Genomic DNA, 11,573 nt, shown 5'->3' with positions numbered 1-11,573 from the left:
TCGTCGCTTTCGCACATCTGCACCGTCGGTGCCCGTTTGCCGGGCCTGGTCTCGCAGGGCAGGTTTCGTGCACCGCGGACGTTGAACATTGCGTCCTGTGGAACGCGGCAGTAGAGGTCGCCTGCTGGCCGGTCTGGGAAGTCGACCGCTGCCGGTGACCGCCACTGTTGGGCTGGCAGGAAGCCGGTCGTGCATGGGGGCGGCAGGTTGAGGTTGAGGTTGAAGCTCAAGTAGGCACCCTTGTAGTCCTGTTTGGTGTTGCGGTTGGCCACGCCGATGGCCTGCTCCATTGCGGTGCCCTGCGGCAGCAGAACCAGCAGTTGTTCGAGGTTGTCGCGGTAGGTGATGAGGACGGGGTTGATGCTGGTCAGGTTGGCCAGCAGGACCGGCAGGGTCGGCTGCCACCGTTCGAAGAGTTGACGTACCTCTGATGCCGCGCCTGGCCCGTTGCGTAGGACTCCTTGTACCGCAGCGTCATTGCGTTGGAGTTGTCCGGTGATGTCGGCGAGGTGCGCCGCCCACGCTTGGACGGACGTCGAGGTGTCGGTTTGAGTGTCGAGAATCGGTCCGACGTTGTCGACGACGTTGGTCAGCGCGCCGAGGTTCGTCTTGGCGTCGATGGCGAGGGTGGTCGATCCCTTGACGAATCTGGAGATCTCGGGTCCCAGACCTGCGAACGCGGTGTAGGACTCGTCGATCACCGTCTTGAGGTTGTCGCGCGGGATTGCCTTGAGGCCTCGGTTGGTGGCGTCCAACAAGGTGTTGATGTCGGGCGGGATGCTGGTGCGGTTTCGGGGGATGACGTCTCGGTCCTTGAGGGGCGGGGCCGTGTCACCGGTGGGTAGCAGTGCAACGTATTGCTCCCCCACTGCCGAGACGCTGTGCACTTGTGCCTGCACGTTCGACGGGATGTCGATGCCGGATTGCATCGACAGCACTGCTTGGACTCCGGTGTCGGTCAGATCGACGCTTTCGACGCGACCGACTTCGGTGCCTCGGTAGGTGACGTTGCCGGTCTTGTACAGGCCGCCGGCTTCCGGCAGTTCGATGGTGATCCGGTAGTGGCCTATCCCGAAGAGCAGATTGGGCACACCGATGAAGTCGAACATCATGATCGTCGCGGCGATCAGCGAGACGACGGTGAAGATCGCCAGCTGAATGCCGATCCGCCTGGTTATGTGCATGCTAGCGCCCCTGATCCCAGTGGTAGGGAACGACGAGTGGGTTGCCCGCGGTGTAGGGGCTGGGCATCTGGCCGATGGTGCGGCCCCACTGCATCTCGAGTTCGGTCAGGTTGCCTTCGAATCGGGTGCCGGTGAAGAGTGCGGCATCGAGCCGGCTCAGCGTCAGATCGATGACGGCGGTGAGATTGGCGGAGTCTCCGCGAAACCAGTTGGTGATGGTCTCCTTGGGCCAGGGGAACGTGGCGAAGAAGCTCAGTGATCGGGTCAGTGCGGGGCCGGCGTTGGCCAGCGATTCCAGCACCGGACCCAAGTCTTTGAGTTCTTTGACGAGGTTTTCCTTGGTCTGGTCGACCGAGTCGGCGGCCAATGCGCTGAACTGTCCGAACTTCGTCAATGCCTCGGCGAGGTTGGCGCGTTGATCGGCGAGCACGGCCAGGGCGTCGGGCAGGACCTTGAGGGCTTTGTCCACGACCGGTTTCTGGTCGGCGAATTGAGCGGCAAGGTTGTTGAGGCTCTCGGTGGCGGCGATGATGTCATCGGTTTGGTCGTTGACGTAGCCGACGAACTTGTCGAGCTGTTCGATGAGGCTACGAAGGTCGCCTTCGCGGCGGAGGAATGCGGTGCTGAGAGCTTCGGTGATGTCCTGGATCTGGCCGACGCCGCCGTTGTTGAGCAACATCGACACCGCGGCCAGGGTCTGCTCCGTGCTGGGATACATCGAGCCCGATGACAGCGGAATCAACGACCCCTGTTTCAGCCTGCCTTCTGCAGGGACGTCCGTGGGTGGCGCCAACTCGATGTGAAGTGAGCCAAGCAGGCTGGTCTGCCCGACGGCTGCCGTGGCGTTGGCGGGCAGGTCGACGTCGCCGTCGATGGTCATCGTGACCAGCGCATGCCAGCCCTGCCGCTCGATCTTGCTGACGTTGCCGACCGTGACGTCACCGACCCGTACTCGGGAGTTGCGTTCGATGTGGTCGACGTCGGGAAGCTGCGCTTGGATGGTGAACGGATTGTTGCGGTTGCCCTCGGTGCCAGGTAGCGGCAACGAGTTCGCCCCCTGCCAGCCGCAGCCGGAATTGCCGAGCGCCATCAGCGTCGTGAGACCGACGGCGACGACGAGGCGCCAGGACCGCCTGCGGGTCATGATCCCGGCCCCTGCGGGACCATGAGTCCGGTCAATCCGTCGGCCGGGTTCGTTGACGTGGCCTGCGTTGCGGGCGCTTCGGCCGGTAGCGGCGGTTGCTCAGGTGCGCCGCCAGGCGGTGGCGCGGCGGGAACTGGCTGCGGGGGAACGTAGTCCGGCCGCATCCAGTCCTCGCTGTAGGTCACCTCGTTGGGCCGGGCGGAGGCGCCGACGAAGAGGTTCTCCCCCAGCGGCGGGAAGTTGTACTGGCGGTTCTTGATGATCGGCGCCAGGTACTGCGCACACAGTTTCGCTGATTGCTCGGCACCGAGCCGGGAGGCGGCTTGTACCGCGCCGCAGAGAAAGGAGATGGGGTTGGCGAAGTTGTTGACCACCAGCGCACCGCTGAGGGTGCCTTGCGCCGGTTGATAGATGTTGATGAAGTTCTGGAACACGGTGGGGGTGATGTGCAAGGTCTGCTTGATGTCATCGAGGCTTTGGTTGAGCATCGTGGTCACCGACGCCAACTTCTCCGAGGTCGTACCGAGGGTGTCGCTGTTTTCGGCGACGAAGGCTTGCACGTCGCCGATCGTGGTGTTGATGTCGGCAACGGCGTCGCCGATCTCGTTGGGGCTGTTGGTGAGCAGACCGGTCACCGAGGCAAGGCTCTGGTTCAGTTGACGCATCAGATCGGTGCTGTCCTGTAATGCAGTCACTAGCACGGAGACGTTCTTGAAGGTGCCGAAGATGTCGTTGCTGTGATCGCCGAGGGCAGAGAACGCTTGGGAGAGTTTGGTCAACGTGTCCCGAATGTTGGCCCCTTGGCCGCGCAGGTTGTTCGCCGAGGTATTGATGAACGCGCCCAGCGTGCTCACTCCGCCTGGTTCGGTGGGTTGCAATGTCTCGGTGAGCTTTTGGAGCTGCTGGCGAAAGTCGTCCCATTCGACCGGGACAGCGGTGCGATCCTGCGCAATGACCGCTTGGTCGTGCAGGACCGGACCACCGGTATAGGCCGGTGTCAGTTGGATCGCGCGCGCCGTCACTAAGGACGGAGACAAGATGACTGCCTTGGCATCGGCGGGCACCGCGTACTTGCCGTCGTACCAGAACGAGACCTTGACGTGTTCGGGTCCCGGCTCGATCGCATTGATCTTTCCGACCGGCACACCGAGGATGCGCACTTCGTCGCCAACGAACACACCGTTGGTGTTGGCGAAGTATGCGACAAGATGTGTGCGGTTGAGCGAAGTGCTGACCCGCAGTAGTGCCACGACGCCTCCGACGAGCACCACGACGAGCACCACGACGACGGCGATCCGGGCGTTGCGATTGGCGAGTGTCATTGCGCGCCTCCAGATACGGGTGGCGGAGGTTCGCCGAGCGTGGGCTCCGGTGTGGGTGGTTGGGCCGGCCCGGGTGCTGGTGGGCCTGGTGGCGGACCGCCTGGGGGCGGCGCCGGTGGCGGCTCGCGGTATGGATAGCAACCGGTAGGGCCGGGCAGCGCCATTCCGGGGGGACCGCACCCCTGATCGCCTGGCTTGCCGGTGATGGCGTCGGGCAGGTTCAGGTTCGGCTCGCCTCCTTGACCGGTGCGCGGAAACGGGATGGGAAGGGCCGGTGTGCCTGGCTGGCCCACCTGCGGATCGTTGAGCTTTGTCGGTGCGAGCACGTTGGGATCCAGACCGAGATCGGAGAATGCGGCATCGATGAACGGCTGAAGGAACTGTCCGGGAAGCAGATTCGTCACGTAGGCCTTGAAGAAGGGGCCCGAGGCCACCGACTCGCCGAGTGACATGCTGTAGCTGTTGAGCAACTTGATGGACTTCTGCACCTGCTCCTTGTGGTTGTCCACGATGGCCAAGACTCCGTTGAGCTTGTCGAGCGCAGGCTTCAGTGTCTGGCGGTTGTCCCCGATGAAGCCTTGGATCTGTCGGCTCACCGCCGAAATGTTGGCCGAGATGTCGTCGAGGGCGCGGCTTTGGCCTTGTAGCTGCAAAAGCAACGCGTTCGCATCGGCGATCAGGCTCACGACACGGTCGCTGCGCTCGGCGAGTACGCCGGTCACCTTGTTGGCGTTGGCCAGCAGGTTGCGTAGCTGCCCGTCACGGGCGTTGAGGACTTTGGAGTAGCGGGCAACGCCTTGCACGGCGATCCGGAGATCAGGTGCGCTGTCCTGAAACGTGGTGGCCAGAACCGAAAGCGAATCGGACAGCTGATCGGTGTTGAGCCCGCTAATCGTCGAGGCGAGATCACCGAGGGCGTCGGGTAGCTGATATGCCGACCGGGTCCGATCGACGGGGATCGGGCCGTCGAGCTCTCCGTCACCGCGAGGGGTGATCTCGAGGATCTTTGCGCCCAACACCGTCTTCGTCTCGGTGGAGGCCTCGGTGCGATCACCCAGTCGCACCTCCCTGTCGATGCCGAATTCGACCAGCACCCGTGGCCCGTCCAACTCGACGCTGGAGACCTTGCCCACCTGAAATCCTGAAACCTGTACGGGGGCACCGGCAGCCAGCCCGCCGGCCTCGGCGAAGTACGCCCAGTACCTCTTGTCCTGGTTAAAGAAGGGCAGCTTGTCATAATTCAGCGATCCAAACACCAGCACCGCGATCAAGGCGGCGCCGATGAGGCCGACTAGCAGCGGATGTCGTCCCAGGGTCCTCATCGCGGTGCACACCTTCCGCTGTCCTGGCCGGCTACCTTCACGTAAACGGGTTGGCCGCCTTTGCCGTTGAGCTTGAGCACGATGTCGCAGAAGTAGAAGCTGAAGAAATCGCCGTAGATCCCTTGACGGTTCAGCGCCTGATACGCATCGGGCAGCGTCTTGAGCAGGTTGTCCATGTAGTCGTGGTCGGCCACCACTATCGCGGCGGTCCGGTCGGTTTCGTGCACGACCTTCTGTGCCGGTGGACGTGCCTGGCGCAGCAAGTCGGCGATCGATCCCGACGCAGCGTCGGTATAGGCGACGGTGTTGCTGATGTCTTCCTTGTGGTCTGCCAACGTGTGCATCAGCTGGGACAGCGAATCGACGCCCTTGGCGAATTGGGTGCTTTGATCGCCCAGCGAGCCCAGGACCGAGTTGAGGTTGACGATCAGTTGTCCGATCAGTTCGTCGCGATCAGCCAGCGAATTCGTCAGGGCCGCTGCCTGATTGAAGAAGGAGTTGACCGTGGCACCTTGGCCCTGGAAGGCGGCGATGAGTTGCCCCGACAGGGCGTTGACTTGATCGGGGTCCAGTGCCCGAAATAGCGGTCGGAAGCCGCCGATGAGGGCATCGAGGTCCAATGCGGGCGAGGTCTGAGCCACCGGAATGGTGGCGCCGGGGGGCAGTTTCTTCGTGCCGCCGGCGCCGTCCTCGAGGGCCAGATAGCGACCGCCAATGAGATCGGCGTAGCGGATGACCGCACGGGTACCTTCGGTCAGCACCACCGAGTCGTCGGCGCTGAATTGCACGGCGACGGTGGCGTCGGGCTGAATGGAGATGTGCTTGACCTTGCCGACCTCGACACCGGCGATGCGCACGAACTGTCCGTTCTTCAGGCCGCTGACGTTGCTGAACACCGCCTGGTACTCCTTGGCTTCTTCGAACCGCAACTGGGCGAAGATCGCAAGGAGGGCGAACATGCCGAAGAGGCAGACAGTCACGAAGACGCTCAGGCGCCAGATGACGGCCCGGAGGTTTCCTCTCATGGCTGCGGCCTTCCGTGGTCGGTGTTGACAAGCTCCGGTGAGGTCATGGCGCCGGTGGTAGCGGGGTCGGTTGCACTGCTGCGGGCACCGGCGGATCGAACGGCTCCGAGCCCGCTGGCGGGGGGCCGGGTTCTGGTGGGTTTCCCGGTGGCGGGGCCGGCGGCAGTCCTGGATAGAGCGGGGTGCCGTCCGGTGCGTACTCGGGTGCGCCGTACGGTGGTGCGCCCGGGTACGGGATGGGTCCCGGTGCCGGTCCACCTGGGTTGCGGATGCTGGGTGGCTTGGGTGTCCCGCGGGTCACTGGGAAGTAGTTGGCGTAGCCGGGGAATCCGATGCCGGGGTTGGGACGGATGTCGAGTCCGGTGCCCCACCCGGTGTTGGTGATCAACTGCCGCACGGGCCAGTTCTGGTCGACGATCGGCAGAGAGCCGCAACCCGGTGTGCCGCCAGGGCCGCCCTTGGCGCCGACGACGGGAAGGTTGTCGGGGTACTTGTAGGGGTCGTCACCGAGCATCACGGCGCTGTCGAGTATGGCGGTGCGGCCGTTTCCGCCGTTGACGGCGTAGCCGGCGTTGTCGAGGTACCACTTCCCGCCGAGCAGTGTGCAGGTCAGCTCCGGGTTGTACTTCATCAGCAGCCGCGTCGTCGGTTCCAGTGTGTTGATCGCGGTCGACAGGTTGGTCTTGTTGGGGCCGATCAGATCGATTCCGGCGTTGGACAGGCCAATCACATTGACGAGCAACGCATCTAGGTCGTGCGCGTGGTCGTTGATGGTGGCGCCCACGGTGCTGGCCGTATCCAAGACGCTGATGATGTCGTGCGCTGCGGCGCTGTAGGTGTCGCTGAAGCCCTTCAGCGACAGCCAGTCCCGCCGGATGGTGTCGGCGCGGGGGTTGAGCGCTAGGAGCACCTCGTTGGCGTCGGTGGTGGCCTCGCCGATGCGTTGGCCTTGGCCACGCAGTCCGTCGGCGAAGGCTCCGAGCACCGCGTTCAGTTTCGCCGGGTCGATCTGCTTGAGAACGTCGGTGAGGTTCTGAAAGACCGTGTTGACTTCAGAGCTGACGTTCTGTGACTTGATCACCGCGCCGGCGGACAGCCGCTCGGCACTGGGTTCGGCGGGATAGATCAGGTCGACGTATTTCGCGCCGAAAGTGGTCGTTGCCCGGATCTGCGCGGACACGTTGGCCGGGATGTACTTGAGTTGATCGGGAAAGATGTCCAGCTTCAGGCTTACCGATCGGTCTCCGCCCATGACGTCGCTGACCCGGCCGACCTGCACACCGCGCAGCTTGACCTTGCCGCCGGGGTCCATCACCAACCCGGCTCGATCCGACGTCAGCGTCACCGGCGCGTAAGTGTTGAAGGTGCCCCGGAACAGCACCACGGTGAGCACGACGAGGCCGATGATGACGGCGAATAACGCCATGGCCCACCGAATCGGGTGCAGGCTGTCGTCGCGGTTGGTCGTCATTGCACTACCCGGACAGGTTGAAGTTGCCGGACTGGCCGTAGATCGACAGCGTGACCACCATCGTCACGAACGTCATCGCGATCAGCGACGCCCGAACAGCGCGTCCGACCGCTTCACCGACACCGGCGGGTCCGCCGGTGGCGGTGTATCCGTAGTAGGTGTGGACGAGCATCACCGCTATCGCCATGACGACGGCCTGACCGAACGACCAGATGATGTCGGTCGGATTCAGAAAGGTGCGGAAGTAGTGGTCGTAGACACCGGTGGACTGGCCGTAGACGTAGGTAGTGCCAGAGCGTGCCGCCAAGAACGACATCAGGACCGCGATGCAGTACAACGGGATCACCACGATGACGCCGGCGACCACCCGGGACGAGGAGAGATACGCGATCGATCGGATGCCCATGACTTCCAGCGCGTCGATCTCTTCGTTGATGCGCATCGCACCTATTTGTGCCGTGGCGCCGGCGCCGATGGTGGCTGCCAGACCGATCCCTGCGGTCAACGGAGCGAACAGTCGCACATTGAGGTAGGCCGAGGTGAATCCGGTGAGTGCCTCCACGCCGATGTTCGATAGGGAGTTATAGCCCTGCACTGCGATCAATGCACCGGTCGACAACGTGAGGAATCCGACTACGACCATCGTGCCGCCAATGAGTGCTAGTGCCCCCGCGCCAAGGCTCATCTGCGCGATGAGCCGCAGAACCTCGCCCTTGTAGTGGATGAGGGCGTCCCATATTCCGCGCACCGTCTGCCAGTAGAATTGCGTCTGATTTCCGATTCTGGCCATTCCGTCGGTCCAGCCGACGAGCAGTCGTTGAGAGCGCGGAAAGACCCCCCGCGCGACGCCGGCGCTCACAGCGTGGCCTTCACACCGACCGCCGTCGCGATCACGTTGATGACGAACAGCGCCATGAACGAGAACACGACCGTCTCGTTGACGGCATTGCCGACACCAGCCGGACCGCCACCAACGGAAATGCCTTTGTAGCAAGCGATCAATCCCGCGGTGAACCCGAACAGGGACGCCTTGATCAGTGCGATCAGAATCTCGGGCAGCCCCGTCAGGAGCGGTAGCCCGCTGACGAAGGCCCCGGGTGTGACGTTCTGAACGAAGACGGAGAAGAAGAACCCGCCGACCAACCCCACGATCGTGACGAATGAGGACAACAGCAGCGCCACCACGGTTGCGGCGAGGACTCGGGGAACCACCAAGGCCTGGATGGGATTGATGCCCATTACCCGCAGGGCGTCCAGTTCCTCGCGGATGGTGCGGGCGCCCAGGTCGGCGCACATTGCGGTGGCACCTCCCCCGGCGATGACCAGCACCGTCACAATCGGTCCGATTTGGGTGACCGTGCCGAGAGCGGTCGCGCTTCCCGAGAAGTCGGCGGCCCCGAATTCGACCAAGAGGATGTTGAAGATGAACACGGTGAGCACGGTGAACGGCACCGAAAGCATCAAGGTCGGAAGGATGGAGACGCGTGCGACGAACCAGGTCTGCATCAGGAATTCGCGCCAGGCGAACGGGGGCTTGAACATCAGCAGTACCGTCTCGATGGCGATCAGAAAGAAATCGCCTAGCGTACGTACTGGCTTACCTAGAGAGGTCGCGGTAAACATTGCGCTCCGGCTTCGTTGTCGGTGGCGTGACCATGTGTCCTCGCTACGGTGTCGGGTAGGGTCTGCGAGATTGGCTAGTCGGCGGCGAGTTCAACATGACTCAGCCCCAAGCCAATTGGAGTTCTTTCGGTGCGCGTTGCAGTGCGCTCGGTTCGAATTGGAGCGGACCGCGTTGCGCACGTCGCAGCGATGGGAGCCGCTGCGCGAGGGTTTCTAGCGCGATGCGCGCCTCCATCCGGGCCAAGTTGGAGCCTGCGCAGCTGTGAATGCCGCGCCCGAACGCTATGTGTTTTCTGGTGTTGGTTCGGTCCAAGTCGAATGCCGCAGCATCGTCGAACATGGCGTCATCGCGGTTACCCGAGCCGGTGAGTGCCGAGATGCGGGCACCGGCCGGAATGTCGACACCGGCCAGCGCGCCGTCGTGCGTCGTCGTTCGCCACAGCGATTGGATTGGGCCGTTGAGGCGCAACGACTCCTCGATCACGGCGGGAATTCTCGACGGATCGGCGACGATGGTTTCCCAGATGGCGCGTTCGGTGAGGAACGCATCCAGCGACAGGGTAAGAAAATTGGCGGTGGTTTCGTGCCCAGCCGACATGAGGGTGGAGATCTGACCCACGAGTTCGGTTGCGGTGAGCGGATCCTCGCTTTGCTCGCTATGCGCGACCAGCGCGGCGACGAAGCTGTCGTCGTCATGGTCGCGTCGGGCTGAGACGAACTCGGCGAGATATTCGAAGTACTCCTTGCGTCCTTCGGCCGCCGCTAGCTGCGCCGCGGGATCAAGCCGACCCCACTTCAAGGAAAGACTGCACTCCACCCAGTGCTAGATTCTGGGCAGATCCTCCGCTGGTATCCCGACCAGACTGGTCACCACCGATAGCGGGTACAGGTAGGCGAAGTCGCGGTAGAAGTCGCAATGGCCCTGCGGTTCGATCGTGTCGATGAGCTCGCTGGCGATCGTGCGGATCTTTGGCTCCAGATCCGCAATGCGCTTGGGCAGAAACGACAGCTGAATGAACCGCCGCATTTTCGTGTGGCGGGGTGGGTCGGTCGGAACGACGTCGGTCTGCGATGGCGGCGGCACGGTCGCCAGCACTGCCTGCGCCTCCGGCGTCAGCGCGCTGAACCCGCGACTTGCTCCAACACTCGAGTACGTCTGATAGTCACCAAGAACCTCGACGACATCGTCATAGCGAGTGACCACCCAGGCGCCGAGTTGCTCACTGTAGAACACCGGGCATTGTTGACGGGCCTGCTCCCAAATGGCGAAGGGTTCGCTCAGTTGCGGTTCTGCGAACGGGTTGTAGTCGGCTGCGAGATCACCAACGGGGCAACGACGTTCGGCGTTGATGTCGGTCATGACCGTCCGCCTTCGAGTGAGTGTCCGGGGAGGCGCGCCCCGGCATCAGAACCGAGGACTGACGGTGGCCGCAGACTGGAGCGTTTGGCGCGCATCACATGTACACCCCTCCGTTGACGTGGATGACTTGTCCGGTGATCCACGAACTGCGTTCTGTCAGCAAGAATTCAATGGCCTCCGCGATGTCCTGCGGCTCTCCCACGCGGCCCAACGGCGACTTGGACCACGTCTTCGCGACGGTCTCGCCGACGGTCTCGCGAAAGAGCGGGGTGTCGACGGCACCCGGTGCCACACAGTTCACCCGGATCCCGTTCGCGCCGAGTTCGATGGCAAGGGTCTTGGTGAGACCGATGACGCCGGCCTTGGACGCCGCGTAGTGGGCGAAGCCGGGTCTACCTCCGCTGGCACCCATGGTTGACGAGACCGTGACGATCGAACCACCGCGTCCCTGGTCGACCATGATCCGCGCGGCCTCTTGGGCGGCAATGAAGGTACCGGTCAAGTTGATGTCAAGAACGAGATCCCAGTGGTCCTTGGTCATTTCGAGTACCGGCACCGCTGGGCTGACGCCGCCGGAACAGACGAGTCCCGCAAGGCCGTTGGCCTGCGCTGCGGCCTCTTGCACGAACTCGCGGACACTGGCCTCACTTCTGAGCTCCAGGTCGGCGGTGTGGATGCAAAGGTGTTCGGCCTCGGCCTCCTTACGGAGCAGAGCCAGCGCTGAGGGGTCACGGTCGCCGACGACGACGTCTCGGCCGGTGCGCGCCATGACGAGCGCCACCTGTCGACCGATCCCGCTGCCGCCGCCGGTGATCGCCACACCGCCGACCGGCAATTCAGCTTTGCTCAAAGCCCCTCCTCCTTGCAGAAATCTCGTCACGGCTTCGGGGTAGTCAACTCGCGGGGCGTCCTATTGTCAACAGTCAGCTGTCATCTGATGCCCAGGTGTCTGGGTCATCCGAGGCGACCGTGATGGCGAAGGCGGGGCAATAGTCGGCCGCCTCCTGGGTCGTCTTGTGGAGGCGTGGAGCCGGATTTTCGTCCAGAATCAGCACCTTGCCGTCCGAATCGCGTTGATCGAAGACCTCGGCGGCCGTGGCCGCACAGATCCCGGCAGCCACA

At 63.4% G+C, this 11,573-nt stretch carries 12 protein-coding genes; all 12 read right to left on the bottom strand.

Going from position 1 to position 11,573, the window contains the following annotated elements; translation table 11 throughout:
* Positions 1 to 1,184 (bottom strand): MCE family protein (locus tag QOC69_RS24005; protein WP_526444300.1); only part of this gene is annotated, 1,184 nt, incomplete at its 3' end.
* Between the two features lies 1 nt (position 1,185).
* A complete protein-coding gene (locus QOC69_RS24000) occupies positions 1,186 to 2,328 on the bottom strand; it encodes an MCE family protein (protein WP_526444298.1) in 1,143 nt (380 codons plus the stop codon).
* Positions 2,325 to 3,650 (bottom strand): MCE family protein, encoded by a 1,326-nt coding sequence (locus tag QOC69_RS23995; RefSeq protein WP_526444296.1) that lies wholly within the window; start codon positions 3,648 to 3,650, stop codon positions 2,325 to 2,327. Before QOC69_RS23995 ends, QOC69_RS24000 begins: the two co-directional genes overlap by 4 nt.
* Positions 3,647 to 4,972, bottom strand: a complete 1,326-nt coding sequence (locus tag QOC69_RS23990) for an MCE family protein (protein WP_526444294.1) — start codon at positions 4,970 to 4,972, stop codon at positions 3,647 to 3,649. Before QOC69_RS23990 ends, QOC69_RS23995 begins: the two co-directional genes overlap by 4 nt.
* A complete protein-coding gene (locus tag QOC69_RS23985) occupies positions 4,969 to 5,997 on the bottom strand; it encodes an MCE family protein (protein ID WP_526444292.1) in 1,029 nt (342 codons plus the stop codon). Before QOC69_RS23985 ends, QOC69_RS23990 begins: the two co-directional genes overlap by 4 nt.
* A gap of 43 nt (positions 5,998 to 6,040) precedes the next feature.
* Positions 6,041 to 7,468 (bottom strand): MCE family protein, encoded by a 1,428-nt coding sequence (locus QOC69_RS23980; RefSeq protein WP_526444290.1) that lies wholly within the window; start codon positions 7,466 to 7,468, stop codon positions 6,041 to 6,043.
* A gap of 4 nt (positions 7,469 to 7,472) precedes the next feature.
* Positions 7,473 to 8,258 (bottom strand): MlaE family ABC transporter permease, encoded by a 786-nt coding sequence (locus QOC69_RS23975; protein WP_526444302.1) that lies wholly within the window; start codon positions 8,256 to 8,258, stop codon positions 7,473 to 7,475.
* Between the two features lie 65 nt (positions 8,259 to 8,323).
* Entirely contained in the window at positions 8,324 to 9,091 is a 768-nt protein-coding gene (locus QOC69_RS23970) for an MlaE family ABC transporter permease (protein ID WP_526444288.1), read from the bottom strand.
* Positions 9,092 to 9,191: 100 nt separating this feature from the next.
* The gene (locus QOC69_RS23965) at positions 9,192 to 9,890 is read right to left on the bottom strand and encodes a cytochrome P450 (RefSeq protein ID WP_526444286.1); all 699 of its coding nucleotides are present in this window, start codon (positions 9,888 to 9,890) and stop codon (positions 9,192 to 9,194) included.
* Positions 9,891 to 9,914: 24 nt separating this feature from the next.
* Positions 9,915 to 10,451, bottom strand: coding sequence for a cytochrome P450 family protein (locus QOC69_RS23960; RefSeq protein ID WP_526444284.1), 537 nt, complete (start codon positions 10,449 to 10,451; stop codon positions 9,915 to 9,917).
* A gap of 94 nt (positions 10,452 to 10,545) precedes the next feature.
* Entirely contained in the window at positions 10,546 to 11,301 is a 756-nt protein-coding gene (locus QOC69_RS23955) for an SDR family NAD(P)-dependent oxidoreductase (protein ID WP_526444282.1), read from the bottom strand.
* Positions 11,302 to 11,374: 73 nt separating this feature from the next.
* On the bottom strand, positions 11,375 to 11,572 hold the full coding sequence (locus tag QOC69_RS23950; protein ID WP_526444280.1) for a ferredoxin: 198 nt from the start codon (positions 11,570 to 11,572) through the stop codon (positions 11,375 to 11,377).
* Position 11,573 lies beyond the last annotated feature (1 nt).

It is taken from the genome of Mycobacterium sp. (genome assembly GCF_032162105.1).
Taxonomy (GTDB): Bacteria; Actinomycetota; Actinomycetes; order Mycobacteriales; family Mycobacteriaceae; genus Mycobacterium.
This window is presented reverse-complemented; position numbering and strand designations above follow the sequence as displayed.